Origin of the sequence: Klebsiella sp. JN_Kp127 (assembly GCF_040062505.1) — a bacterium.
GTDB classification, from domain to species: Bacteria; Pseudomonadota; Gammaproteobacteria; order Enterobacterales; family Enterobacteriaceae; genus Klebsiella; species Klebsiella quasipneumoniae.
Map to the genome: position 1 here is coordinate 36720 of NZ_JBEAHS010000006.1, position 26235 is coordinate 62954.

At 60.4% G+C, this 26235-nt stretch carries 23 protein-coding genes; 16 read left to right on the forward strand and 7 right to left on the reverse strand.

Going from position 1 to position 26235, the window contains the following annotated elements; all coding sequences use genetic code 11:
• Positions 1 to 143: 143 nt before the first annotated feature.
• Positions 144 to 554, forward strand: coding sequence for a nucleoside diphosphate kinase regulator (rnk, locus tag ABLV04_RS04410; RefSeq protein ID WP_032455114.1), 411 nt, complete (start codon positions 144 to 146; stop codon positions 552 to 554).
• 188 nt (positions 555 to 742) lie between these two features.
• Complete coding sequence (uspG, locus tag ABLV04_RS04415) at positions 743 to 1171, forward strand: universal stress protein UspG (protein ID WP_002894401.1); 429 nt, start codon at positions 743 to 745, stop codon at positions 1169 to 1171.
• A 76-nt stretch (positions 1172 to 1247) separates the two neighbouring features.
• Here the strand turns inward: uspG and ahpF are convergent, their stop codons facing one another.
• The gene (ahpF, locus tag ABLV04_RS04420) at positions 1248 to 2813 is read right to left on the reverse strand and encodes an alkyl hydroperoxide reductase subunit F (RefSeq protein ID WP_348815398.1); all 1566 of its coding nucleotides are present in this window, start codon (positions 2811 to 2813) and stop codon (positions 1248 to 1250) included.
• A gap of 369 nt (positions 2814 to 3182) precedes the next feature.
• Positions 3183 to 3746 carry an alkyl hydroperoxide reductase subunit C gene (gene ahpC / locus ABLV04_RS04425; protein ID WP_002894394.1) on the reverse strand — a complete coding sequence of 188 codons (564 nt, stop codon included), beginning with the start codon at positions 3744 to 3746 and terminating at the stop codon, positions 3183 to 3185.
• 409 nt (positions 3747 to 4155) lie between these two features.
• Between ahpC and dsbG the strand changes: the two genes are divergently transcribed.
• The 4 genes from dsbG to ABLV04_RS04445 all read left to right on the forward strand — a co-directional run bounded on the left by dsbG (position 4156) and on the right by ABLV04_RS04445 (position 7966).
• Positions 4156 to 4905: a thiol:disulfide interchange protein DsbG gene (dsbG, locus tag ABLV04_RS04430; RefSeq protein ID WP_102004263.1), complete on the forward strand. Its 750-nt coding sequence runs from the start codon at positions 4156 to 4158 to the stop codon at positions 4903 to 4905.
• 180 nt (positions 4906 to 5085) lie between these two features.
• Positions 5086 to 6018 (forward strand): LysR family transcriptional regulator, encoded by a 933-nt coding sequence (locus ABLV04_RS04435; RefSeq protein WP_117128573.1) that lies wholly within the window; start codon positions 5086 to 5088, stop codon positions 6016 to 6018.
• 113 nt (positions 6019 to 6131) lie between these two features.
• Positions 6132 to 7355, forward strand: coding sequence for a DUF3440 domain-containing protein (locus ABLV04_RS04440; protein ID WP_049015322.1), 1224 nt, complete (start codon positions 6132 to 6134; stop codon positions 7353 to 7355).
• On the forward strand, positions 7340 to 7966 hold the full coding sequence (locus ABLV04_RS04445) for a ParB/RepB/Spo0J family partition protein (protein ID WP_023288818.1): 627 nt from the start codon (positions 7340 to 7342) through the stop codon (positions 7964 to 7966). Before ABLV04_RS04440 ends, ABLV04_RS04445 begins: the two co-directional genes overlap by 16 nt.
• Here ABLV04_RS04445 and ABLV04_RS04450 read toward each other — a convergent pair whose 3' ends face one another.
• Positions 7967 to 9112 (reverse strand): pyridoxal phosphate-dependent aminotransferase, encoded by a 1146-nt coding sequence (locus ABLV04_RS04450; RefSeq protein ID WP_074186690.1) that lies wholly within the window; start codon positions 9110 to 9112, stop codon positions 7967 to 7969.
• Between the two features lie 141 nt (positions 9113 to 9253).
• On the opposite strand from ABLV04_RS04450, the gene mtnC reads away from it, so the two are divergent.
• The gene (gene mtnC, locus ABLV04_RS04455; RefSeq protein WP_023288816.1) at positions 9254 to 9943 is read left to right on the forward strand and encodes an acireductone synthase; all 690 of its coding nucleotides are present in this window, start codon (positions 9254 to 9256) and stop codon (positions 9941 to 9943) included.
• Entirely contained in the window at positions 9940 to 10482 is a 543-nt protein-coding gene (locus ABLV04_RS04460) for an acireductone dioxygenase (RefSeq protein WP_023288815.1), read from the forward strand. Before mtnC ends, ABLV04_RS04460 begins: the two co-directional genes overlap by 4 nt.
• A gap of 107 nt (positions 10483 to 10589) precedes the next feature.
• Here ABLV04_RS04460 and ABLV04_RS04465 read toward each other — a convergent pair whose 3' ends face one another.
• Complete coding sequence (locus ABLV04_RS04465) at positions 10590 to 12899, reverse strand: molybdopterin-dependent oxidoreductase (protein ID WP_147734041.1); 2310 nt, start codon at positions 12897 to 12899, stop codon at positions 10590 to 10592.
• Positions 12900 to 13307: 408 nt separating this feature from the next.
• On the opposite strand from ABLV04_RS04465, the gene ABLV04_RS04470 reads away from it, so the two are divergent.
• Genes ABLV04_RS04470 through ABLV04_RS04490 form a run of 5 tightly spaced genes read left to right on the forward strand, consistent with a single transcriptional unit; the run spans position 13308 to position 18775 of the window.
• On the forward strand, positions 13308 to 14288 hold the full coding sequence (locus ABLV04_RS04470) for a sugar ABC transporter substrate-binding protein (protein WP_023288813.1): 981 nt from the start codon (positions 13308 to 13310) through the stop codon (positions 14286 to 14288).
• Positions 14289 to 14332: 44 nt separating this feature from the next.
• Positions 14333 to 15835: a sugar ABC transporter ATP-binding protein gene (locus tag ABLV04_RS04475; protein WP_187142945.1), complete on the forward strand. Its 1503-nt coding sequence runs from the start codon at positions 14333 to 14335 to the stop codon at positions 15833 to 15835.
• Positions 15832 to 16821: an ABC transporter permease gene (locus tag ABLV04_RS04480; RefSeq protein ID WP_132134030.1), complete on the forward strand. Its 990-nt coding sequence runs from the start codon at positions 15832 to 15834 to the stop codon at positions 16819 to 16821. The genes ABLV04_RS04475 and ABLV04_RS04480 overlap by 4 nt, the downstream gene beginning before the upstream one ends.
• Positions 16818 to 17822, forward strand: coding sequence for an ABC transporter permease (locus ABLV04_RS04485; protein ID WP_032455105.1), 1005 nt, complete (start codon positions 16818 to 16820; stop codon positions 17820 to 17822). The genes ABLV04_RS04480 and ABLV04_RS04485 overlap by 4 nt, the downstream gene beginning before the upstream one ends.
• Positions 17823 to 17833: 11 nt before the next feature.
• Positions 17834 to 18775 carry a sugar kinase gene (locus tag ABLV04_RS04490; protein ID WP_044521592.1) on the forward strand — a complete coding sequence of 314 codons (942 nt, stop codon included), beginning with the start codon at positions 17834 to 17836 and terminating at the stop codon, positions 18773 to 18775.
• 41 nt (positions 18776 to 18816) lie between these two features.
• Here ABLV04_RS04490 and ABLV04_RS04495 read toward each other — a convergent pair whose 3' ends face one another.
• Genes ABLV04_RS04495 through ABLV04_RS04505 form a run of 3 tightly spaced genes read right to left on the reverse strand, consistent with a single transcriptional unit; the run spans position 18817 to position 21959 of the window.
• Positions 18817 to 19845 (reverse strand): 2-hydroxyacid dehydrogenase, encoded by a 1029-nt coding sequence (locus tag ABLV04_RS04495; protein WP_348815401.1) that lies wholly within the window; start codon positions 19843 to 19845, stop codon positions 18817 to 18819.
• Complete coding sequence (locus tag ABLV04_RS04500) at positions 19842 to 21338, reverse strand: FGGY-family carbohydrate kinase (RefSeq protein ID WP_048297029.1); 1497 nt, start codon at positions 21336 to 21338, stop codon at positions 19842 to 19844. The genes ABLV04_RS04495 and ABLV04_RS04500 overlap by 4 nt, the downstream gene beginning before the upstream one ends.
• 12 nt (positions 21339 to 21350) lie before the next feature.
• Positions 21351 to 21959 carry a methylthioribulose 1-phosphate dehydratase gene (locus ABLV04_RS04505; RefSeq protein ID WP_008805607.1) on the reverse strand — a complete coding sequence of 203 codons (609 nt, stop codon included), beginning with the start codon at positions 21957 to 21959 and terminating at the stop codon, positions 21351 to 21353.
• A gap of 452 nt (positions 21960 to 22411) precedes the next feature.
• Between ABLV04_RS04505 and codB the strand changes: the two genes are divergently transcribed.
• From codB to codA, 3 genes are read left to right on the forward strand one after another with little or no spacing between them, the layout of a single operon-like run.
• Positions 22412 to 23674, forward strand: a complete 1263-nt coding sequence (codB, locus tag ABLV04_RS04510; protein WP_032455098.1) for a cytosine permease — start codon at positions 22412 to 22414, stop codon at positions 23672 to 23674.
• Positions 23671 to 24906 carry a PucR family transcriptional regulator ligand-binding domain-containing protein gene (locus ABLV04_RS04515; protein WP_023288805.1) on the forward strand — a complete coding sequence of 412 codons (1236 nt, stop codon included), beginning with the start codon at positions 23671 to 23673 and terminating at the stop codon, positions 24904 to 24906. Before codB ends, ABLV04_RS04515 begins: the two co-directional genes overlap by 4 nt.
• Positions 24903 to 26141, forward strand: coding sequence for a cytosine deaminase (codA, locus tag ABLV04_RS04520; protein WP_064158176.1), 1239 nt, complete (start codon positions 24903 to 24905; stop codon positions 26139 to 26141). Before ABLV04_RS04515 ends, codA begins: the two co-directional genes overlap by 4 nt.
• The last annotated feature ends 94 nt before the right edge of the window (positions 26142 to 26235 follow it).

Here is a 26235-nt window from a genome sequence, read left to right on the forward strand (position 1 = left end):
GCCGGAGGCGTTGCGCGCTGATTGTGCGTTTCATCACTTCAAACTGCCGGCAACTCTCAGTATGATGGGAGAACCTTAACCCTTGCCTTTTTCGGCGAGGGTTTTCTTTTACGGACAGGTTCCTGGATAACATGGAGTATGCAATGACCAGACCCGCAATCATCATTAACGAACTGGATGCCGAACGTATCGACAGGCTGCTGGAGCAGCCGGCTTTCGCCAGCTCGCCGGTTGCCGATGCCCTGAACGACGAGCTCGACCGCGCGCAAATGCTGGCGCCGGAAGCGATGCCGCACGATGTCGTCACCATGAACAGTACGGTTAAATTCCGCGATTTAACCAGCGGCGAAGAGCGCGTGCGGACGCTGGTGTTTCCGACGCAGGTGACCGACAGCGCCAGCCAGCTCTCCGTCCTCGCGCCGGTGGGCGCCGCGCTGCTCGGCCTCAAGGTCGGCAGCACCATTCACTGGGAGCTGCCGGGCGGGGCGTCGACGCACCTGGAAGTGCTGGCGCTGCTGTACCAGCCGGAAGCCGCTGGCGAATTCCACCGTTAATCCCCGCTGCCTGAGGCGTATCGCGCTTTATTCAGAGGATGTCCACACATCCTCTTTCTGCTGTCTTTCCCCTCGCTAACCTTTTTTTACGCTTTGCGCCTGCCTGACTGACAGTTTTGCGACCTGAATGACACAATATCCGCATATAATATGTTGATATAGACGCAAACGAACAAGGAGGATTGCATATGTATAAGACTATCATTATGCCGGTTGATGTCTTTGAGATGGCGCTGAGCGATAAAGCCGTCCGGCATGCGGAGTTTCTGGCCCAGCAGGACGGGGTGATCCATCTGCTCCACGTCTTACCCGGTTCAGCGAGCTTCACGATGAGCCGTTTTACCGCCGACCTGCGGCGTTTTGAGGAACATCTGCAGCACGAGGCGGAAACCCGCCTGCAGACCATGGTCAGCCATTTCAGCATCGACCCATCGCGGATCAAGCTGCATGTGCGTTTCGGCAGCGTGCGCGACATGGTCAACGAACTGGCCAGCGAAATAAACGCCGACGTGGTGGTGATAGGCTCACGCAATCCCTCCATCAGTACTCACCTGTTGGGCTCCAACGCCTCGAGCGTCATCCGTCACGCCCATATCCCGGTGATGGTCGTCAGGTAAGGCTGAGGAAAAGCGCATAAAAAAAGAGGCTACCCCTGGGTAGCCTCTTTGTTATGCAGGTCTATTGTCTGACTTGTTATGCGGTTTTCGTGCGGATCAGGTAGTCGAAGGCGCTCAGCGACGCTTTCGCCCCCTCCCCTGCCGCGATGATAATCTGCTTGTACGGCACGGTGGTGCAGTCACCGGCGGCGAATACGCCTTTAACGTTGGTTTCGCACTTCGCATCGATGATGATCTCGCCCATGCGGTTACGCTCAACCGCGCCTTCCAGCCAGGTGGTATTAGGCAGCAGGCCGATCTGCACGAAGATGCCCGCCAGCGCGACGTGATGCTCATCGCCGCTCACCCGGTCACGATACTGCAGACCGGTGACCTTGCTGCCGTCGCCTTTCACTTCCGTGGTCTGCGCATTGAGAATGATGTCGACATTCTTCAGACTGCGGACTTTATCCTGCAGCACCTGGTCGGCCTTCATCTCCGGTGCGAATTCCAGCAGGGTCACGTGTTCCACGACGCCCGCCAGGTCGATGGCGGCTTCCACGCCGGAGTTCCCCCCGCCGATCACCGCCACGCGCTTACCTTTAAACAGCGGGCCGTCGCAGTGCGGGCAGTAGGTTACGCCCTTGGTGCGATACTGATCTTCGCCCGGCACGTTCATGTTGCGCCATTTCGCCCCGGTGGCAATGATGACGCTGCGCGCCTTCAGCACCGCGCCGGAGACGGTTTCGATCTGATGCAGGCCGCCCTCTGTCGCCGCTGGCGTCAGTTTGGTCGCGCTCTGGGAGTCGATCACATCGACGTTATAGTCGCTAACGTGCGCTTTCAGGGCCCCGGCCAGCTTCTGGCCTTCGGTTTTCGGCACCGAAATGTAGTTTTCGATATCCACGGTATCCAGCACCTGGCCGCCGAAGCGCTCGCCCATCAGGCCGGTACGAATCCCTTTACGCGCAGAGTAAACCGCGGCCGCCGCGCCGGACGGGCCGGAACCGACGATCAGCACATCGTAAGCGTCACGCTGATTCAGCTCTTCCGCTGCGCGTTTTTCCGCACCGGTGTCCACTTTGGCGACGATTTCCGTCAGCGTCATCCGCCCCTGACCAAACTCCTGGCCGTTCATGAACACCGCCGGCACGCCCATCACGTTGCGCTCGGTGATCTCATTCTGGAACGTCCCACCGTCAATCGCCGTATGTTTGATACGCGGGTTGAGCACCGCCATCAGGTTCAGCGCCTGGACCACGTCCGGGCAGTTATGGCAGGAGAGCGAGTAGTAGGTTTCAAACTCGAAGTCGCCATCGATATCGCGGATCTGCTCCAGCAGAGACTGAGCCTCTTTCGACGGATGACCGCCGGTCCACAGCAGCGCCAGCACCAGCGAGGTAAACTCGTGGCCCAGCGGGGAGCCCGCAAAGCGTGGGCCCTGGTCGGAACCGGGGTTAGTAATCAGGAACGATGGCTTGCGTACCGCCAGCGTGTTGTCTTCTTTAAAGGTGACTTTGTCTGACAGTTCAGCAATTTCAGCCAGCAGTTCCCTGATTTCTGCCGATTTAGCGCTGTCATCCAGCGTGGCAATCAGCTCAACAGGCTTGGTCAGCTTCTCAAGATAGGCCTTGAGCTGGGTTTTCATGTTGGTGTCGAGCATTGTTATCTCCTGGGCTTAAAACATCATCATGCAAGCGGCCTTGTCAGGCTGCCTGAATGCGCTTGCATCATGGTGTTGGAATGAAATGGGCGCAGGTGCGCCCATGACTGAAGTAATTTCCAAAGTATTTCGCGTCAGAGCAAGGCGGCTAGCCTGAGAATCCCCGAGAGCTTACTAAAGTAAGCGACCGGGGTGAGCAGGCGACGCCAACGCAGCTATGGCATGAAAGACGACGGAAATTTTAATTCACCAGTATTTCGCGTTAGAGCAAGGCGGCAAGCTTATGAACCCCCGGGAGCTTACACGAGTAAGTGACCGGGGTGATTAAGCGCAGCCAACGCCGCTATGATGCGAAAGACGCCGTGATTATTAGATTTTGCCGACCAGGTCCAGGGATGGAGCCAGCGTCGCTTCGCCTTCTTTCCATTTCGCCGGGCACACTTCGCCTGGGTGGGAAGCAACATACTGCGCCGCTTTGATTTTACGCAGCAGGTCAGACGCGTCACGGCCGATACCTTCAGCGGTAACTTCGATCGCCTGGATGATACCCTGCGGGTCAACCACGAAGGTGGCGCGGTCAGCCAGACCTTCATCTTCACGCATGTTGTCGAAGTTACGGGTCAGGGCGCCAGTCGGGTCGCCAATCATCGCGTATTTGATTTTCGCGATGGTTTCAGAGCTGCTGTGCCACGCTTTGTGGGTGAAGTGGGTATCGGTAGAAACAGAGTAAACGTCTACGCCCAGCTTCTGCAGTTCTTCGTAATGGTCAGCCACGTCGCCCAGTTCGGTCGGGCAGACGAAGGTGAAGTCAGCCGGATAGAAGAAGAAGACGCTCCAGCGGCCTTCGGTGTCTTTCTCGGTGACTTCGATGAATTCACCATTTTTGAATGCCTGGTTTTTGAACGGTTTGATTTTGGTGTTAATTAAGGACATCTATACTTCCTCCGTGTTTTCGTTGAGGTCTAAGTTAACGAATTTTTCCTGACCCGACCAATGCGTTTACATTATCGAATCAATAAGCGTTATCTAACAACCGGAACAAGACAACAATGTGAACCTGTCGACGCGTCAGCGCAGTTCGCTGTTATTCGCATCATTTGCCGCGACAAAAGTAAAAAGGCCACCCTTTCAGGCGGCCCCGTTACCTGAAATACCCGAAGGTAGGTTCAGCGCCAGTCAGACTGGCTATGTGTTGCGCTCTACATTACCTTAATGTAACAGCATCCAGGATTACATCACCCACGCCAGGAAAGGGCAATCCGTCGTTCTGCTGATCCTGCCTATAACTGTAATAGGTTTGGCAATGTTTCTTCCTTTCCTGCTGATTTTACAAGGAATACTCATGTTAAAACGTCTGCTGTTGCTCAGCCTTTTGCCTTTTTGTAGCTATGCGGAAGAACTGCCCGCCCCGGTAAAAGCAATTGAAAAACAGGGCATTACCATCATCAAACCCTTTGACGCGCCGGGGGGAATGAAGGGCTGGCTGGGGAAATACCAGGATATGGGCGTCGCCATCTACCTCACGCCTGACGGCAAACATGCCATTTCCGGTTATATGTACGACGAAAACGGCATCAACCTCAGCGAGCAGTTATTTCAAAAAGCCCTCTACACGCCGGCGGGACAGGAGATGTGGAAGAAGATGGCCAGCGCCCACTGGCTGCAGGATGGCGACAAAGACGCCCCCATCGTGCTGTATGTCTTTGCCGATCCCTTCTGCCCTTACTGCAAACAGTTCTGGCAGCAGTCCCGTCCCTGGGTGGAGGCCGGTAAAGTGCAGATCCGCACCCTGCTGGTGGGCGTGATCAAGCCGGAGAGCCCGGCCACCGCCGCGGCGATCCTCGCCAGTAAAGATCCGGCGAAAACCTGGCACGATTACGAGCAATCGAACGGCAAAATGGCCCTGACGATACCGAAGGCTATCCCGCCGGAGAAGATGAAAATGCTCAACGTCAACCAGCAGCTAATGGACGATCTGGGGGCCAACGTCACGCCAGCTATTTATTATATGAATAAGGATAATATGCTGCAGCAGGTGGTCGGCCTGCCGGATAAAGAGAAGCTGTCTATTATGATGGGTGAAAAAGAGTAATTTCGTCCCGGTGTGGCGCCTGGCGAATCCGACCGCTGGTGCCACTGCCGATAGTAAGATATATTAAGCAAAACTTAATTTTATTTGCCCACAATTAAATTCACACCGCAAATACTAAGACGCAAGATATTATCGTTAGAAATATTTTAACTTACACTGGCAATAAACAGGACTGTGTTAATGGCAAATCTTTACGATCTGAAAAAGTTCGATCTAAATTTATTGGTTATTTTTGAATGTATCTATCAGCATTTAAGCATCAGCAAAGCGGCGGCGATGTTATTTATCACCCCGTCTGCGGTAAGTCAGTCATTGCAGCGTCTGCGTCAGCAGTTAGACGATCCGCTATTTGTGCGCGTCGGGAAGGGAATGACGCCCACCACCGCCTGCGTGAATCTTCATTACCACCTGCAGCAAAATCTGGAGCAGCTGGAAAAAACGATCAATCTCAATAACCGCTCCGATCTGCGTAAACGTATTGTAATATATGGCCCCCCGCTGTTCTGTTCAGTAAACAGCCACTTTATGATTAACCAGCTTTGTCATCAGGCCAACTTGCAAATTGAGCACCATAACCTGACCACCACCGAATCGGCTGAGGAGCTGCTGGCATATCGCCAGGCTGACCTGGTGTTCACCCGAATGCCCATCACCAACCGCGCCACCATCTGTCAGCCCTATCAGACGGTGCAGACCCTCGCGGTGTGTCGGACGAACCATCCGCGGCGCGAGGCGCTCACGTCAGTTGACGCGCTGGCGCAGGAGTTTTTCACCCACTATATTACCAACGATCCCGTTATCCAGCGCGTTCAGCAAAGCAGCACGCCCTGGCTGAACCCGCGTAATATTGCCTTTCGCAGCGACTCTTTTATGACCATTCTTAACATGATCAATAAAACCGATCTGATTGGTTTCTTGCCGTCCTATTTATATGATTTTATTTCGCCAGCCATGCAACTTCACGCCCTCGATATAAACGAACTTTTTCCAGACATTACGATATATATTAACTACCATCAATCATCCGCACAAAATCATTTTTTATCTGAATTAATCACCATTTTAATGAATGACAGAGAGATATCACGTCCCCAATTCAATAACAGCCAATAACGATCCGACTTATTAACCCTCCCCAAAGGAAGGGAAAGTCGACCATTAATTTCCCGCTCGTCATCGTTTATACTGAGCGAACGGGAATCTCTACTATTAAAGGATTAATGGTCATGTCGTTTATCAAATATCCCTTAGCGGAATCGGTGCTGCAGGCGACGGAGCAGCGGATCGATTGGGTTATGGATAATTTTTCACGCATTTGCGTCTCTTTCTCTGGCGGAAAAGACTCTACCGTTATGCTCCATTTAACCGCGCAGGCAGCGCGGTTACAGGGTAAGAAAATCAGTGTGCTGTTTATTGACTGGGAAGCGCAGTTCTCCTGCACCATCGCTCACTGTGAAAAACTGCGCGCCCTCTATCAGGATGTTATCGATACCTTTTACTGGGTCGCCCTGCCGCTCACTACCCAAAATGCCCTGACGCAGTATAAGCCGCAATGGCAATGCTGGCAGCCCGGGACCGCCTGGGTCCGCCAGCCCCCCTCCTGGGCCATTACCCACCCGGGCTATTTTTCGTTTTATCAACCGGGGATGAGCTTTGAAGCCTTCGTCAGCCACTTTGCCGAGTGGTTTTCACAGCGCCGTCCCGCCGCCGTGCTGGTGGGTATTCGGGCAGATGAGTCGCTGAATCGCTTTATGACCATCTCTTCTCAGCGAAAACAGCGCTTCGCCGACGATAAACCGTGGACCACCTCGGCGCCGGGCGGCCACGCCTGGTACATCTACCCGATCTATGACTGGAAAACCGCCGATATCTGGACCTGGTTTGCTAAAAGCGGCCAGCCCTATAACCCGCTGTACGATCTGATGTATCAGGCCGGTGTGCCGCTGCGCTATATGCGCATCTGCGAACCCTTCGGTCCGGAGCAGCGCCAGGGGCTATGGCTGTACCATGTGCTGGAGCCGGAGCGCTGGGCCGCGATGTGCCAGCGGGTGAGCGGCGCGCACAGCGGCGGCATCTATGCCGGGCATGATAATCAATTCTACGGTCACCGAAAAATCGACAAACCGGACCATTTGACATGGAAAAGCTATGCGCTGTTTCTGCTCGACAGCATGCCGGAAACCACCGCCGAGCATTACCGCAATAAGATCGCCGTCTACCTGCGCTGGTACCAGAAAAAAGGCATGGAAGAGATCCCCGATACTCAGCCCGCGGACGTTGGCACCAAAGATATCCCCTCCTGGCGACGGATCTGCAAAGTGCTACTCAATAATGACTACTGGTGCCGCCAGCTCTCCTTCAGCCCAACCAAAAGCAGCCACTATCAGCGCTACCGAAAACGTATGGAAAAACATCGCCAACAATGGGGGATATTATGCAACAACAACTAACGCAGGCGCTGGAGGATTTCCTGCAAACGCTGGATGACGAAGCGCGTATCGAGGCTATCAACGCGTTTCGCCAGGTGCTCCACCAACACAGCCCCTTCCGCTCGCAGCCCGTTGACTGTGTGCTGTGGGTCAAACAGGAGCAGGTTATCCCCAACGACTATAATCCGAATAACGTGGCGCCGCCGGAGAAGCGCCTGCTGCAGACCTCGCTGGAGGCCGATGGCTTTACCCAGCCGGTGGTGGTCATCAGGCAGGGACCGCAGGGGTACGCGATTGTCGACGGTTTTCACCGCCATGAGCTGGCCTGCAGCAAAGCGTCGCTGAAAAAAAAGCTGAAAGGCTATCTACCGGTCACCTGCCTGACGCATGAAAACGCCTCACGCGACGGGCTGATGGCAGCTACAATACGCCACAACCGGGCGCGCGGACGCCACCAAATCCACGCCATGTCAGATATTGTCCGCGAGCTAACCCGGCTCGGCTGGACGCCGCAGAAGATCGGCAAAGAGCTGGGGATGGATGCCGATGAGGTGCTGCGCCTGAAGCAAATTAGCGGCCTGGCAGAGATGTTCGCCGACCGCCAGTTCTCTCAGGCGTGGACCATAAAGTAACTACAGCTCGCACAAACGCGCCGCCGCGGCCAGCAGGGTCTCCGGTTGTTTAGCGAAGCACAAGCGGATCAGCTTGTGCGGGAACGGGTCGGCGCAGAAGACGGAGAGCGGGATCGCCGCCACCCCAACCTCTGTCGTCAGCCAGCGGCAGAAGCTGACGTCGTCAAGGTCGGAAATGGCGCTGTAGTCCGCCAGCAGGAAATAGGTCCCCTCACAGGGCAGGAGCTCCAGCCGGCTGGGGCGCAGCGCCTCAATAAACAGATCGCGGCGTTCACGGTAAAAGGCCGGTAGTTCTCGGTAGTGATCCGGCGCCTCGCGCAGCATGTCGGCGATCGCCAGCTGCGCCGGGGTATTTACCGAGAAGGTCAGATACTGGTGCACCTTGCGCAGCTCCGCGCTGATGGCCGCCGGGGCCACGCAGTAGCCAACCTTCCAGCCGGTCATATGAAACGTTTTGCCAAACGAAGAGACCGCCACCGCCCGCTCGCGCAATAGCGGATGCGCCAGCACGCTGGCGTGGCCGTCCTCGGCAAAGTTGATATGCTCATAGACCTCGTCGCTGAGAACATAGATCTCGCGTTCGGCAATCGCCTGCCACAGGGCGGCAAAATCCTCGCGTTGCCAGACCGTGGCCGAGGGATTGTGCGGGGTGTTGAGGATCACCAGCCGGGTTTTGTCGCTCAGCGTCGCGGCAAACTGCTGCCAGTCGACGCGAAAATGCGGCGGCTGAAGGGCAATACGGCGTAATTCGCCGCCGGCCAGCGCCACCGCGGGAGCATAGCTGTCGTAGCTGGGATCGAAACAGACCACCTCGTCGCCGCGGCGCACCAGAGCGGTAATCGCCGCGTACAGGGCCTCTGTCGCCCCGGCGGTGACCGTAATATCGCTGTTGACGTCGGGTCGATATCCATACCGCTCCGCCGTCTTGTCAGCGATCGCCTCGCGCAGCGCCGGCACGCCGGTCATCGGGGCATACTGATTCGCCCCCTGCGCCACGTGGTACGCCAGACGCTCCTGAAGATAGCGCGGGCCGTCGAAATCGGGAAAGCCCTGCGACAGGTTTATGGCCTGATGCTGCTGGGCGAGAGCGCTCATCTGGGTAAAAATGGTGGTGCCAAGTGACGGGAGTTTACTCTCTGGAATCAATGGGTTATTACTCATTCTTTTTGTACCGATTGTAATGCTGTTGTTGAAGCCACTATAACACGATGTTAATATTTGGCAATCAAGACGCTTAGACGTCTAAATGCTAATGTTATTCCACGCTACGCCCACTCTGGAGAAACCATGATCCGCGCCATCGTGACCGACATAGAAGGCACCACCAGCGATATCCGCTTCGTGCATAACGTGCTGTTCCCCTACGCCCGCGAACGACTGGCCGGCTTTGTGACCGCTCAACAGCACGCTGAACCGGTGAGAACGATCCTCGACAACTTGCGCCGCGAGACAGACGCCCCCGCCGCCAGCACCGCCGACCTGATTGCTACCCTCTTCGCTTTTATGGACGAAGATCGGAAATCCACTGCGCTGAAGGCGCTGCAGGGGATCATCTGGCGCGATGGCTACCTCAACGGCGACTTTACCGGCCATCTCTACCCGGACGTGCTGCCGGCGCTGGAGAAATGGAAAGCACAGGGCATTGATCTGTATGTATATTCTTCTGGCTCCGTGGCAGCGCAGAAATTGTTATTTGGCTACAGCGATGAAGGTGATATTACTCATCTCTTTACGGGCTATTTCGATACCCTGGTAGGCGCCAAACGCGAAGCGCAGTCCTACCGCAATATTGCTGAACACCTGGGCCACGCCCCCGGGGCCATCCTGTTCCTGTCGGATATCCATCAGGAACTCGACGCCGCCGAAGCCGCGGGGTTGCGCACTGTCCAGCTGGTACGCGGCGACCGCGACCCGGCAAGCCGCCACCCTCAGGTTCAGCGTTTTGACGACATTCATCCGGAGCAGATCCCAGCATGAGCGCATTAACCCTTTTTTCCGTGAAAGATCCGCAAACGCCGGTCTGGCACAGCACCGACGCCAAAGCGATTCAGGAGCAGCTTAACGCCAAAGGCGTCCGTTTTGAGCGCTGGCAGGCTGACCGCGATCTCGGCGCGGCCCCCAGCGCAGAAACAGTGATTGCCGCCTATCAGCATGCGATTGACAAACTGGTGGCCGAAAAGGGCTATCAGAGCTGGGACGTCATCAGCCTGCGCGCCGATAACCCGCAGAAAGAGGCGCTGCGGGAAAAATTCCTGAACGAACACACTCATGGCGAAGACGAGGTGCGGTTTTTTGTCGAGGGCGCCGGCCTGTTCTGCCTGCACATTGGCGACGAGGTGTTCCAGGTGCTGTGCGAAAAGAACGATCTGATTTCGGTTCCCGCCCACACTCCGCACTGGTTTGATATGGGTTCAGAACCGAACTTCACCGCCATTCGCATTTTTGATAACCCGGAAGGCTGGATCGCCCAGTTTACCGGCGACGATATCGCCAGCGCCTACCCACGGCTGGCGTAACGTCGCCCTGTCATCAGCCTTAAACCGCCTGGCGCGCGCTTTCCCGGAGGCGGCGCATACCGCGCCTTCTGCGGGATAGCCGACCCGCCGCCGGCGATCCCTGACACCTAAACCGCAATAAACTTCGGCGGGTCAAAGGCGGTGATCGGCGGCAGTTCCTCTCGCCACGGGGCGATCTCCACCCAACAGCTCTGGGCGCTACAGCCCTGTCCCAGGCGCGAACTGCCGCGATCCTCGGTTAACACGTTGGGATTACCGTGCTTATCGAGAGATCCTTTTTCATTCGGATCCAGAGGGTCATACCACGCGCCGGTGGACATCTGTACCACCCCCGGCAAAATCTGCTCGCTCAGGTGCACGCCCGCCAGAATCGCCCCACGGTCGTTATACACTTTCACCACGCTGCCTTCGCGAATGTCTCTTGCCTGCGCATCCTGCGGATGCATCCACAACGGCTCGCGTCCCTGAATTTTCGTCGCCCGGCTGACGCTGCCGTGGTCGTACTGACTGTGCAGACGGGCGCGCGGCTGACTGGAGAGCAGATGAAGCGGCCAGCGCGCCGCCTCCTGTCGCTGCCGGGCGGCCTCTACCTCATCCCACCAGGGATGGCCAGGGCATTCGCGATAGCCAAACCCGGCGACGGTAGCGGAAAAGAGTTCAATCTTGCCGGAGGGCGTGGAAAGCGGATAGCGCTGCGGATCGGCGCGAAAATCGGCGAGAAAGACCTGCGGCCGCGCCGGCGCGCTGTACTCCAGCACCCCTTGCTGCCAGAAGTCTTCGAACGAGGGCAGCGCAATGCCCTCCTCCTGCGCCCGCGGTCTTGACTCCTCATAGAGATGGCGCAGCCACTGCCCGGCGTCCCTCCCCTCGCTGAACTGTTCTCCGAAGCCCAACCGCCCGGCAAGATCGAGGAAAATAGCGTAATCATCACGCGCCTCGCCCACCGGCGGGATCTGCGCGCTCATGGCAATCATAAACCCGTCGTGACCGCCGCTGCCGATATCCTCTCGCTCCAGCGAGGTGGTAGCCGGCAGAACGATGTCGGAGAATTTGGCCTGGGCGGTCCAGTACTGCTCATGCACCACCACCGTCTCCGGACGGCGCCAGGCCTCGCACAGTCGGTTAATATCCTGGTGATGATGAAACGCATTGCCTCCCGCCCAGTAGACCAGACGGATGTCGGGATAATGCAGCTGCTGACCGTCGAACTCATAGGCTTCTCCCGGGTGCAGCAGCATATCGGACAGCCGCGCCACCGGGATGACGCTGCCCACCGCATTCTCCCCGGCGGGCAAGCGCGGGCCGGAAAACGCTTTTCGCACCGCGCCCGCCAGGTTGGTACAGGCATAGCCAAACCCGAGGCCGCCGCCCGGCGTGCCGATCTGTCCCAGCAGCGCGGTCAGGGCCACCGTCGCCCAGTAGGCCTGCTCCCCCTGACGGGCGCGCTGGATAGACCAGGAGATATTCACCATCGTCCGGTGGTGGGCCATCTCCCGCGCCAGGTCGGCGATGCGCTGCGCGTCCAGGCCGGTTATCGCCGCCGCCCACGCCGGGGTTTTCGCCACGCCGTCATGCTCGCCCAACAGATAGGCGCGATAGGGGGCAAACCCGACGGTATGGCTGGCGACAAACGCCTGGTCGTAGAGGGACTCAGCGATCAGCACATAGCTCAGCGCCAGCAGCAGTGCGGTATCGGTGCCCGGCCGAATAGCCAGCCACTCGGCGTCGGCCACCGCGCTGAGGTCATTGCGCACCGGACTGATATTAATAAACCGCGTGCCGTTGGCCTGCATCTTATCCAGCCAGTACGGCAGCATATGGTCATTGGCGCCGCCGCCGTTGACCTGGGCATTGCGCAGCGGCAGACCGCCAATCGCGACAAACAGCTGACACTCCCGCGCCAGCTCGGAAAAATGGGTATGCTGACGGTGCAGCGGGCTCAGCGGCCCGAGAATATGCGGCAGAATGCGCTCGCCCGCGGCGCTGCTATAGGTATTGGTGCTGGCGGTATACCCGCCAAAGCCCTTAAGAAAACGGTGCAGCTGGCTCTGCGCATGGTGAAAGCGCCCGGCGCTGGCCCAGCCGTAGGAGCCGCCGTAAATCGCCTCATTGCCGCAGCGCGCCTTGACCGAGCGCAGCTCGCGAGCCACCAGGTTCAGGGCCACCTCCCAGCTGACTTCGACAAAGGGCTCCTTGCCTCGCCCTTCTCGTGACGCCGGCCCGTGCTGCAGATAGCCGACGCGCACCGCCGGGCGGCGAATGCGCGTTTGGCTGGTCACCGCGTCGGGGAGCGATTGACCGATGCGTGAGGGGTTTTTATCCCAGGGCACCGGCTTAACCGCCACGATCTCGCCCTCGCGGCTCTCCACCTGCCAGGTTCCCCAGTGCATCACCGTATAATTATGCTGTTTCTTCATAGCGCCCGCGTTCTTCTCAGCCTAAGGTTCGTTAAAATAAAGCGGGGAAATGCGGTAATATTCCTTACCCGGCCAGACATTGCTCTGCTAAAAAAAGCGTTAGCCCGCGCAATCTTCTCTTTTTCGCAGTAGAGGCCGTATTTCCCATGCACTCATAATATTAAGAAAATTGTCTTTATCCGCTAAATAAACACAGAACAAACCAAAAATAAAACCACAAAATAAAAAGGCCTACCCGGCATCATGAAATATTTTCAGGTTCTTCATGACAAAATAAACTTTTTCTCTGGCGTTTCCGCGATATAACATTGCCGGCATAACTTAGACTTATTTTGTATTTGAGGTGGCGAGGTGCTTCTTGTCATGCTACCGGTCCGCAACCACCTTCATCACAGGATCATAATAACAATGTCGCAGAAGAGAAAATTATTGCCTGCCGCACTGGGACTGCTTTCCCTTGCCTCGCTGAGCGTCACCGCCGCTGACGCCCTCTCCTTACAGGGAAAAACCATTGGCGTTGCCGTCGTAGGCACCCAGCATTTCTGGGATCGCGAGGCTTTCAAAGGCGCGACAGAAGAAGTGGAGAAGCTGGGGGGCAAAGTCATTGGCGTCGATGGCGGCCGGGATAATCAGGTTCATGCCAATAATCACGATATTTTACTGTCACGCAAGGTGGACGCGGTAATTAGTATTCTCGGCGACAGCGCCGTCGAACCCAAATTTAAAGCCTTACGTGATGCCGGCATCCCGGTATTCACCGTGGATCATGTTTCACAATATTCGGTCAACAATTCCACCTCCGATAACTACACTCTGGGCTCCACCATCGGTCGTTACATGGCGGACGAATTAGGCGGCAAAGGTAATGTGGCTGTATTTAACGCGTTCTCCAGCGCGCTGCGTATTTGCGGAATTCGTTACGATCAGTGGAAATATGTCCTTAAGGATTATCCGGATATTCATATTATCCAGCCTGAGCTCGCGGAACAGTTCGCCAACTCGCCGGAAGACGCGCGGAAGAAAACCCTCGAATTACTCAGCCAGTATCCGAAAGGCAAACTGGATGCCATCCATGTCGCCTGCTGGGATCAACCGGCCATCGGCATCGTCCAGGCGCTGGAAGAGACCGGTCGTGATAAGGACGTGAAAGTGACGGCCATCGACGCCGGCCCGGAGACACTGGAGATCATGGCGGAGCCCGGCAGCCCCTTCGTGGCTAACGTCGCGCAGCAGCCGCATCTGATCGGCCAGACCTCCGCCGATAACGTGGCCCGCTACTTTGCCGGTCAGAAACTGCCGGTGCAAACCTTTATCCCGGTCATACCGGTGAAAGGTCCGCAGGAAGCGAAAGCGGTATATAAACAGTTGGGATACGGCGAACTGCAGTGATAAATCAACACCCTGGCGGGGAGCGCCCCGCCGCGGGTCTGGTCATGGACCAGATCGGCAAACGTTTTGCCAGCGTAACGGCGCTTAATGCGGTTACCCTGCGCCTCAATCCGGGGGAAATTCACGGCCTGATTGGCGAGAACGGCGCCGGTAAATCGACGCTGATCAAAATCCTCGCCGGCGTCTATCAGGCCGACAGCGGCAGCGCGACCCTCGACGGCCGCCCGCTGCCCCTCGGCAACTCGGCAGCCATCGAAGCCGCCGGCATCCGCGTGATCCACCAGGAGCTCAACCTGATCCCGCACTTTACCGTCGCGGAATCGGTGTTTCTGGGTCAGGAGTATCGCACCCGCTGGGGGGCGCTGGATCGCCGACGGATGAGGGCCGCCACGGCGCAATTTTTCCAGCAAAACTGGCAGCTGGCGATCGACCCCGAACGCCTGGTGCGGGATCTGAGCCTGGCCGAGCGCAAGCTGGTGCAAATCGCCCGCGCGCTGATCGACGGCGCGGCGCGGCTGGTGGTGTTCGACGAGCCCACCGCCCCCCTCGAGGCCCAGGAGGCCAGTCTGGTCTCCTCCGCCATTCTGCGCCTGCGCGACCAGGGCATTGCCATTCTGTATATTTCCCACTACCTCAATGAGATAGCCACCCTCTGCGACCGCGGCACCGTGCTGCGCAACGGGGAAGTGGTCGGCTACCCGGACCGCGACCTGCTGCAGAATACCGAGGCGCTGATCGCCATGATGGTCGGCCGGGAAATCGACCAGCTGTATACCCCGCGCCAGCGCCCGGCGGCAGACAACGGGGCGGCTCCATTACTCTCGGTGCGCCAGCTGAGCGACGGACGGCAGCTACAGGACCTCTCTTTTGATATTCACCCGGGGGAGATCGTCGGCGTCGCCGGCCTGCTCGGCGCCGGGCGCGATGTGCTGGTTGACTTACTCTACGGCTTACGCCCGGCGGAGCGCGGTACGATCCACCTCGACGGCCAGCCGCGACGTATCCGTACGCCAAAGCAGGCGATCCGCGCCGGAATGGCGCTGGTCCCGCGTGACCGCCGTCATCAGGGGCTGATCCTGCCTTTCACCACCGCTGACAACATTAATCTCGCCTCGCTGCCCGAGACCGCCACCTTTGGCTGGGAGCGGCGGGGGCTTGCCGAGCAGAAAGCGCGCGACTGGATAGCGCAGCTGGCGATCCGCCCGGGACGCCCGGCCCTGCCGGTACGCTACATGAGCGGCGGCAACCAGCAAAAAGCGATCCTCGCCCGCTGGCTCGGCACCGATGCCCGGCTGTTTATTCTCGATGAACCCACCCTTGGGGTTGATATCGGCGCCCGCCGCGATATTTACCAACGTACGCGCCAGCTGGCCGATCAAGGACGGGCGGTGCTGGTCTCCTCCAGCGACGCCACCGAATTACTCGGACTATGCGACCGGATCCTCGTCCTCTGGCGCGGCGCGCTGGCGGCCAATCTGCCCACCCGCGGGCTGACCCTCGACGCCCTGCTGGTGGCGATCAACGGCGGACAGGAGCCTTCACCATGAGTACCGCTATCCAGCGTCGCAGCCGTCCGGGCCTGGCGACGCTTATTGAAAAATTCCCCCTGATCCTGTTTCTGGCGCTGCTGGTGTGGCTGAGCGTGCAGTCGCCCTACTTCCTCAGCTGGCAAAATATCAGCCTGATGCTGGTCCAGAGCGTTCCGCTGGCGATCCTCTGTTTCGGCCTGGTCTGCGTCATCGCCGTTGGCGGAGATGACGTGGTCTCCGGCGGCATCGACCTCTCCCTGCCGGCGACCGCGGTGCTCGGCGTCGCGCTGCTCAGCCTTGGGCTGGCCGAATGGCACGCGCCGTATCTCCTGCTGCTGGCGCTGCTGGCGGCGGTTTGCCTGCTCTGCGGGGCGATCAACGGCTTCCTGGTGCTGGCGGCCGGCCTGCCGCCGCTGCTGGCCACCCTCTCGACTTCGGTGGCGTTTACCGGCCTGACGGACCTGTTGACCGGCCAGCGGCGCATCGCGGTCAGCGATCCGCTGATGGTCGCCTTTCGCGATAACAGCGTGCTGGGCCTGCCCTGGCCGCTGGTCTATCTGCTGGGGGTGTTTATCCTGTTCCAGTTCCTGCTCCATCACTCCCGCTTCGGCCAGCATGTGCAGGCGGTGGGCGGCAATCGCGATATGGCGCAGATGAGCGGCCTGAACGTGCGCCGCTTAACCCTGCTGGTCTGGCTGTTAGCGGGCATCGCCGCCGGGCTGGCTATTCTGCCGCTGCTCAGCCAGGGCTCCGGCAGCTCCAGCGGAACGGCCACGCCGCTGCTGCTGGAAACCGTGCTGGCGACCTTTATCGGCGCCGCCTTCTCGCGTCGTCGGGTGGTCACCATCTGGGGCGCGCTGCTGGGGGCGATTCTGGTTAACGCCCTCTCTAACGGGCTCGGCCTGCTGGGGGTCAATATCTTCTGGATGGGCGCCATTAAAGGCGGCCTGATCCTGGTGGTGCTGGCGGCATCGGCGGTCAGACACAAAGGAGGCGAGGCATGAGCCAAATCACCCTGAAAACCCCAGCGCCTGCGGAACAGACGGTCAGCAGCCCGCTGGCCTGGCTGTCGCGGGCCGGATTCGGCGTCATCACCCTGCTGGCCATTGCCCTGTTCGGCTGGGCGAATCCGGTATTTTTAACCGTGGATAACTGGGCCAACCTGCTGCAGGGCAGCGCGATCCTGCTGATTGTGGCGATGGCGATGACCTTGATCGTCAGCGCGGGCGCGATTGACCTGTCGGTAGGCGTCGCGCTCGATTTTGGCGCCGCCTTCGCCCTCGTCGCCCTGAAAACCTGGCATCTGCCGTGGCAGGCGGCGGTGGGCTGCGCCCTGCTCGGCGGGGTGCTGATTGGCCTGCTCAATGCTTTTCTGATCCTCATCTGCCGGATCCGCCCCTTCCTCGCCACCCTTGGCACCTGGTTTATCGCCAGCAGCGCCGAACGCATCTATACCGATGGCGGCGGCGCGATAGCCTATCGGCGGATGGCCCCCGAGTATCACGACCTGGCGGTGGGTAACCTTGGCGGCATCCCCACGCCGGTCGCGATCGTGCTGGCGCTGTGGCTGGCGGCCTGGCTGGTCACCGAGCGTACCCTGTGGGGCAAATATATCCGCGCCATCGGTCAGAACAGCGAAGCGGCGCGCATCGCCGGGATCCGCGATCGCCTGACCATGCTCGGCGTGCTGGTGGCCGCCTCGGCCCTCTGCGCCGTCGGCGGGGTGATCCTCTCCGCCAACCTGCGGCAATTTACCCCGCTGGCCGGGCAGTCTTATCTGATGGACGCCATTGCGGCGGTGTTTATCGGCACCGCCTTTAACCGTCTGGGCCGGGTCAGCATCGCCGGCACGCTGGGCGGCGTGCTGTTCCTCGCCATTATTGATAATGGTCTGAATCTGATGGGGCTCAATTATCTGGTGAAGGACGCGCTGGTCGGGGTGATTCTGGTGGTGGCCCTCGCCCTATCCTTCTGGCAGGCGCGCCTGCGCCAAACGCATCGCTAAACGGGAGAACGATGGCAACCTTTGACGCCGTGTTTGTCGGCCTGACTATTCTGGATATCGCCGGGCGCCCGGTGGTGGCGATCCCGCCGCGCGGCGGCGTCGCCTTTATTGAGCAAATTCGCCTCAACCCCGCCGGTACCGCCGCGGGGGCCAATATTAACGCCGCGAAGCTCGGGATCCGCACCGCAGCGGTGGCCTGCCTGGGCGAAGATGAAAAAGCCGACTTTATCCTCGCCAGCTATGCCCGGCTGGGCATCGACTGCTCGCTTATCCAGCGCACCGCGCTGAAGGAGACCTCGGCGACGATCCTGCCGATTCGCCCCAACGGCGAACGTCCGGCCCTGCACTGCCGGGGCGCATCTGACGCCCTGTTCGTCAGTGAGGCGGAATTTGACGCCGTCCTTGACTGTCGCTTCCTGCATCACGGCGGGACCGGACTGCTGGCGGCAATGGACCAGGGACAGAGCGCGCGGCTGTTGCAGGCGGCCAAAGCGCGCGGGGTCACCACCAGCTTTGATCTTATCGCCCCGAATGAACACACTCTGGAACTGCTGCGGCCCCTGCTGCCGTCGGTGGATTATTTCATGCCTTCCCTGGAGGAAGCCGCCTTTCTCTCCGGGGAGACGCAGCCGGAGGCCATCGCCCGCTTTTTCTTTGCGCTGGGCGTGGGCACCTGCATTCTGAAAGACGGCGAGAACGGCTCCTGGCTTATCGGCCGCGATGGCGTGCTGGAGCATATTGCGCCGTGGCCGGTCGAGGCGGTGGATACCACCGGCTGCGGCGACAGCTACTGCGGCGGGTTTATAGCCGCGCTGGCGCGCGGACTCAGCGTGAAAGCGGCGTGCGACGTCGCCTCGGCGGTGGCCGCGCTGGTGGCGACCGGGATGGGATCGGATGCCGGGGTGGTGGACTGGGAACAGACCCAGGCTTTTATGGCGGCCCATCGCCCCTGACGCTGGACCCGCGCCGCCGCAGGCGCGGCGGCGCTAGCGGCTTAACGCCACTGGTACAGCAGCGGCTCCCCGGCGACATAGCGCTGAAGATCGGCGGCAATCATCGCCGTGTGTTTGGCGATACTCTCCCGGGTAGCCCCGGCGATATGCGGCGTAATAATCACGTTATCGAACTCGGTGACAAAAGGGTGATCGCGCCACAGCGGTTCGAGGTGATACACGTCCAGCGCCGCGCCGCCCAGCGGGCCGTGACGCAGGGCATCAATCAGCGCCGCTTCGTCGACCACCGCCGCGCGGGAGGTATTGATCAGCAGCGCGCCGGACTTCATGCTGTTTAACAGCGCCGCATTCACCAGCCCGTCGCTGTGCGGTCCGCTGCTCAGATGCAGGCTGACGATATCCGCGTCGCGGAACAGCGCCTCGAGGGTCGTTTTCTGTAGCCCTGGCTCATTGATATCCTCTGCGGCGACGAACGGATCCACCACCCGCACCGCCATGCCGAACGCCCGGGCGATACGCGCCACCCGGCGGCCAATGTTGCCATAGCCCACCAGCCCCAACGTTTTATTGCGCAGTTCACTGCCCTTAAACACTTCATAGGGGCTTTCCGGGCTCACGTCCCAGACCACATCGCGCCGCAGGCCCTGCTGGGTGGCGGCGGCGGCATTATCAGCCTGCGTGAACTCCCCCCGCTTCAGCGCCGCATGGGATTGCGGAATGTGGCGCGCCAGGCTGAGCATCAGGCCAAGCGTCAGCTCCGCGGCGGCATCGGCATTGCGCCCCGGGGTGTAGAGCACCCGGATGCCGCGCGCCTGCGCGGCCTGGGTATCAATATTCACCGGATTGGCGCGGGTACAGGCGATCACCTGCAGGCGCGGACAGGCGGCCATCACCGCGTCCGTCACTTCATCATAGCTGGTCACCAGCACCTCGGCGTCGTGGGCCAGCTCAATCAGCTGGCCGGCGCTGAGTTTCGGTTTGCCCAGCGCCCATCCCTCTACCAGCAGTTCGCCCAACTGGTGGAAGGCGCTAAGGTCGCCAGCATGCTCGGCGGTAAAAACGATTTTCATGGTTGAACTTCCTGAGAAAGACGTTGAAGAGCGGCCTGCCTGGCCTGCCATACCGGCAGCATCTGCTCGCGCAGCAGGCGATAAACGGGATACAGCGCCGCATAGCGGGCATGCGCCTGAGGGCGCGGCTGATAGCGGGTCTGCGCCAGCGGAGGCGTCTCGGCCAGCGCAGCGACGCTGCGGGCCGCCAGAATCGCCGCCCCGCGCGCGCTCAGTTCGTTAAAGGCGCTGGAGACCACCGTGCGCCCGGTACAGTCGGCGATAATCTGCAGCCAGGTGGCCGAGGCGGCGCCGCCGCCGGTCAGATACAGCTCGCCGCCCTGCGGATAACCCTGCAGCGCATCGACAATGGCGAAGGCCAGGCCTTCAAACACCGCGCGCTGCAGTTCGGCGCGGGTGGTGTGCGGGCTAATGCCGATAAAGCCGGCCCGCGCGTCGGGACTGTAAAACGGCGCGCGTTCGCCATTGAGGTAGGGCTGCCAGAAGACGCCGCCGCTGCCCGGCTCCACGTCCGCGATCGCCTGCTCCAGCCGACCCAGATCGGCGTCCAGCGAAATATGCTGCTGCAGCCAGTCAATGTTTGGCGTACCGGCCTGCATCGGAAACAGCGAGATCACCTGTCCGGCTTCGGTATGGGTGACAAAGCGCGTCGCCTCGTTCACCGTCTGCGGGCCGCGGCAGACGATCCCGGTGCAGCAGGTGGTGCCGAGGATCGTGTAGATGTCCCCTTCGTTGACCGCGCCGCAGCCCAGCGCGGCGCTGCAGACATCCAGCGCCCCGGCGGCCACCGGCGTCGCGGCGGGCAGCCCGGTCAGCGCCGCCACCGCGTCGCTCAGCGTGCCGGCCGGAGCATCCGGGGCCAGCAGCGGGGGAAACAGCGGCAGCAGTTCGTCCAGCCCCATCTCGTTCATCACCACCGAGGACCAGCTGCCGCTCTGCTGATTGAGTAACGAGCTGCTGGCGTCCGTCAGCTCCAGCGCCGCCACGCCGGTCAGGCGAAAGCGGATCCAGTCCTTGGCGAAAAACAGATAGCGCGCGGCCGCCAGCCGCTCCGGCTGATACTGTTTCAGCCAGTACAGCTGCAGGCTGGTATTGCAGGGCTGCAGGTGGGTGCCGGTATCGGCGAAATAGCGGCGGTCAAAGCCGGGCCGGCGCAGCAGGTCGCTCATCAGCGCGTGGCTGCGGGTATCGCTCCACAGGATCCCCGGGCCCACCGGTTCGCCCTGCTCATCGCTGAGCCAGACTCCCTCCCCTTGCCCGGCGAGGCCGATGGCCCGCAGCCGCCCCGCCTGCAGCGCCGGGTGGCGGGCAATCTGGCGCAGAATAGCCAGCACCGAATGCCACAGTTGGGTCATATCCTGTTCCGCGTAGCCATTGGCCGACAGGCGGGGGGAGGTGTTTTCCGCGGCGCTGGCGCGCGCGGTGAAATGCTGATCAAACAGCACCGCTTTCACCCGGGAGGTGCCGATATCGATACCAAGATAAAAATCCATACCTGCTCCGGCTCAGGGCTCGTAGCGGCGGCGCATCAGCTCGCACTCGAACAGGAACTCCAGCCCTTCCAGTTGTCGGCGGGCCTCCTGAATATCTTTCCCCCAGCAGGTCAGACCATGTCCGCGCAGCAGAAAACCGTAGCGCAGCGGGCGGGTTTGCGCATAATCGGCAATCCGCGCCGCCAGGGCGTCAATATCCTGATCGTTATCGAAGATGGCGACCGGAACGGTGTCGAGATGGCTGTGCTGCCCGCTGAGGGTTTTCTGCATTTCATACCCCTGCAGCGCCAGCGTGTCGCTTTTTTCGATGCGCGACAGCACGGTGGCGTTGACGGTATGCACATGCAGCACCACGTTGGCCTCCGGGAACAGGCGATAGACCAGCGTGTGCAGGCCGGTCTCGGCCGACGGTTTCCGTCCGGAAGGGGCCTGGTTGGTGGCGATCTCCACCTGCAGGAAATCCTCGGTCGTCAGGCTGCCTTTGTCGCGGCCCGACTCGCTTAGCCAGCACCAGGTGTCATCCTGACGCACCGACATATTGCCGCCGGTCGCCGGCGCCCAGCCTTTCGCGCCGATCCAATGACAGGTGGTAACCAGTTGCGCGAGTCTTTCTTGCCACATAGCAGTTCCTTAGGTTAGCGATGATTTATTTAGCCGTCTAAATGGCTATTTACCCGATACTAACACCGCTAACCGGAGGGAACAATATTTCAGGAAACACACATAAGACAAATGGTTATATCATAAATGCATATTAAATAACCTTTATTCACAGCAATTTAACCAACCGCGGTGAGTCCGCTATGATTCCCTCCTGTCTGGCGCCAAAACGCTGGCGGATTCTGCTGGCTGAAATTCTCCGCCTGCGCCGGGAATACCGTCGCCGCTCTCCTCTGCCCCCGACTGGTGCAAAACATGGCAGAATGCACACTAAAATGGCATTAACCCCCCTGCATCCTGCAATAACTGTGCATGTTGCACACCGCGCGCTATTCCCCGTGCCCGGTTTTTCCTGGCACATCTCTTGCTACTTCCGGCTATCACCGCCCATCTAACCAGCCAGAGGTTCCAGGATGTCAAACAGCAATGATTTTCCCCTCGTCGAAGCGCCCGCCGCCGGACGCAAAGGCGTATTTTCCATCGCCATGGTGTTATTCAGCTTTACCTTTTTCACCGGCACGATGTTCGCCGGCGGTAAACTCGGCGTCTCCTTTTCCATCGTCAATCTGCTGTGGATAGCCGTCATCGGCAACGCCTTGCTGGCCCTGTATGCCGCATCGCTGGGCTGGATCGCCGCGCGCAGCGGCCTGAATACGGTGCTGATGGGCCGCTTCTGCTTCGGCGAGATCGGCAGCAAGCTGGCCGATTTTATCCTTGGCTTTGCCGAGCTGGGCTGGTACGCGTGGGGGACGGCCACGGTCGCTATCTCGCTGGTGAAGATCCTCGCCCTGCCCGAGGCGCTGACCCTGCCGCTGATGGTGCTGTTTGGCATTCTGTTCTGCGTCACCGCGCTGGTGGGCTACAAGGGGCTGGACGCGCTGTCGCGCCTGTCGGTGCCGCTGATGTTCGTGCTGCTGGTGGTCTCCATGTATCTGGCGCTGCGCCACGCCGGCGGCTGGCAGGCGATGACCCGCATTGCGCCAGGCGACGCCATGACCTGGTCGGCGGCCATCACCATGGTCTTTGGCACCTTCGCCAGCGGCGCCACCCAGGCGACAAACTGGACCCGGCTGGCCAACTCCAGCCGTACCGCCATTCTCGCCAGCATGGGCAGCTTCCTCGTCGGCAACGGGCTGATGATCGTCGCCGGCGCCTGGTGCGCTATCGTCTATCAACAGGCCGATATCGTCGAAGTGCTGATCCTGCAGGGGCTGTCGGTGGCCGCGGTGATCATGCTGTGTCTCAATCTACTGACTATCCAGGGCCCCACCATCTATAACGTCTCCGCCGCCGCCTGCCATCTGCTGCGCAGCGAACGTCGCCGCACGCTGACCCTCGCCGCCGCCGGGGTGGGCATTGTGCTGGCCATTGGCGGTATGTACGAAATGCTGATCCCGTTCCTCGTGCTGCTGGGCAGCATTATCCCGCCCATCGGCGGGGTGATCCTCGCCGACTACTGGTTCGCCCGCGGCGGGCGCTATCCCCTGCTGCAGAACGCCCGCCTGCCGCGTTTTAACTGGCTGGGACTCGGCGCCTACGCCGCCGGCGCGGTGGTGGCTTATCTGTCGCCGTGGATCGCGCCGCTGGTGGGGATCACCGTCTCCGCGCTGGTCTATATCGCCCTGACCCTGCTAAGCAAGCGTCAGCCTGCCGCCGTCGCGGAGCAGGAGCCATGAGCCTGACGGTCAGCGAACTGCTGGCCCTTGAGGGACTCTCCGCCCTGCGTCTGCGGGCGGGAAAGCAAGGGCTGCAGCGGGCGGTACGCTGGTACTACGTGGCGGAAAATGAGCATATCGCCGAGTGGATCATGGGCGGCGAGCTGGTCTTTATCACTGGCATCAACCATCCCCGGGATGAAGCCAACCTGATCCAGCTGCTGATGGAGGGCAAACAGCGCGGCATCGCCGGGATGGTGATCCTCACCGGCGAGGCCTATATCCACGCCATTCCCGCCACGCTGATCGCCCTTGCCGACGAGCTGGGCATTCCGCTGATCGAGCAGCCCTACCTGCTGAAGATGGTGATTGTCACCGAGCGGGTCGGCACCGCGCTGGTCCGCAGCGAAAGCGCCCTGCAGTCGCAGCGCGACATCCTGATGCAGCTGGTCACCGGCGACTATCCGGACCTGCAGATGCTCCACCAGCGCGCCCTCCACCAGCAGCTCGATTTTACCCGCCCGCTGCGGCTGGCGGCGCTGCGCCTGGAGGGACTGTCCCGCCTGTTTCGCCAGTTTCCGCCCGAACAGGCCGAAGCCTGGCTGCAGCAGGCCCACCGCAGCGTGCGCCAGCAGCTGCAGCTGCAGCTCAACCAGCAGGGCAACCCCTTCCCGCTGCTGGAGCGCAGCAACATGTTCCTTTTCCTGCTGCCGGATGAGGAGGGGGAAGGCTTTCAGCAGAAAAAGTGGCTGCAGCAGTGGCTGCAGACGCTGGCGGAGGGAGAAGAGAGTTTGTCGCTGCTCTGCGGCCTTTCCGCGCCGGTCAGGCAGCTGCAGGGCTACCCGCGGGCGCTGTCGCAGGCGCGACAGGCGCTGGATCTTTGCGATACCCTGCGGCCGACCCAGCGGATCAGCGACTATCAGCAGCTGGGGTTTATCAAACTGCTGTCCGCGGTCAGCGACCCGGCGCTGCTCAACGATTTTATGCACGACACCCTGGGCTGCCTGATCGAGCCGGGCCGTAAAGCGCCGTGGCTGCTGCTGGAGACCCTCGAGACCCTGCAGCAGGAGAACGGCAACGTGGTGCGGGCCGCCGACCGGCTGGGTCTCCATCGCAACACCCTGCATCAGCGCATCCAGCGTATTGAAAAACTGACCGGCTACCCGGTCAGCCACCCTCAGTTTCATCTCAACGCCTCGGTCGCGCTGGTGATCTGGCGTTTATCGCAAAACCATTTACAGGACCAACCATGAAAATTGTTAACGCCCGCCTGCGCCGCCAGGAGGCGCTGTTTACCCTTGAGCTGCAGGACGGCCTGATTCAGCGCATGACCGCCCAAACCGCGATGCAGACCGCCGACGCCGGCGATATCGACGCCCGGGGCCGGCTGGCGATCCCCCCCTTCGTCGAGCCGCATATTCATCTTGACGCCACCCTCACCGCGGGCGAGCCGGAGTGGAACCGCAGCGGCACCCTGTTTGAAGGCATCACCCGCTGGAGCCAGCGCAAAGCGAGCATCACCCCGGAGGACACCCGCCAGCGGGCGCTGAAAACCATCGGCATGCTGCGCGATTTCGGCGTCCAGCACGTCCGGACCCATGTGGATGTCACCGACCCGTCGCTGTCGGCCCTGCAGGCGCTGCTGGCGGTGAAAAAAGAGGCCGCCGATCTCATCGATCTGCAGATTGTCGCCTTTCCGCAGGAGGGGATTGAATCCTACCCCGACGGTCGGGGGCTGATGACGCGCGCCATCGAGATGGGCGCCGACGTGGTGGGCGGTATTCCGCACTATGAAAACACCCGCGACAAAGGGGTCAGTTCGGTGATGTTTTTGATGGACCTCGCCCAGCGCTATGGCCGCCTGGTGGATGTCCACTGCGATGAAATCGACGATCCGCAGTCGCGTTTCCTCGAAGTGCTGGCGGAAGAGGCCCGGGTGCGCGGTATGGGGGCGCAGGTCACCGCCAGCCACACCTGCGCGATGGGCTCTTATGACAACGCCTACTGTTCGAAGCTGTTTCGCCTGCTGAAAGCCTCGGGTATCAACTTTATCTCCTGCCCGACCGAAAGCATTCATCTGCAGGGCCGGTTTGACAGCTGGCCGAAACGGCGCGGCGTCACTCGGGTGGCGGAGCTGGATCGCGCCGGCATCAACGTCTGCTTTGCTCAGGACTCGATTCAGGATCCGTGGTATCCGCTGGGGAACGGCAATATCCTGCGCATTCTGGATGCCGGACTGCACATCTGTCATATGCTCGGCTATGACGATCTGCAGCGCTGCCTCGACTTCGTCACCGACAACAGCGCCCGGGCGCTCTGTCTGGGCGATAACTACGGCCTCGCCGAAGGCCGCCCGGCTAACCTGCTGATCCTCGATGCGGAAAACGACTACGAGGCCGTCCGCCGCCAGGCGCGGGTGCTAACCTCCATTCGCCACGGTAAGGTGATTTTGCAGCGTGAGGTGGAGCACATCCGCTACCCGGCATAAGGCGCAAGGCGCTGCGCGTCGGCGCCTTTCTGTGATACCTTTTCAGGCAGTGTGCGTGACCGACGCCCGCCCGGGCGTCGGCTTCCTGGAAAAC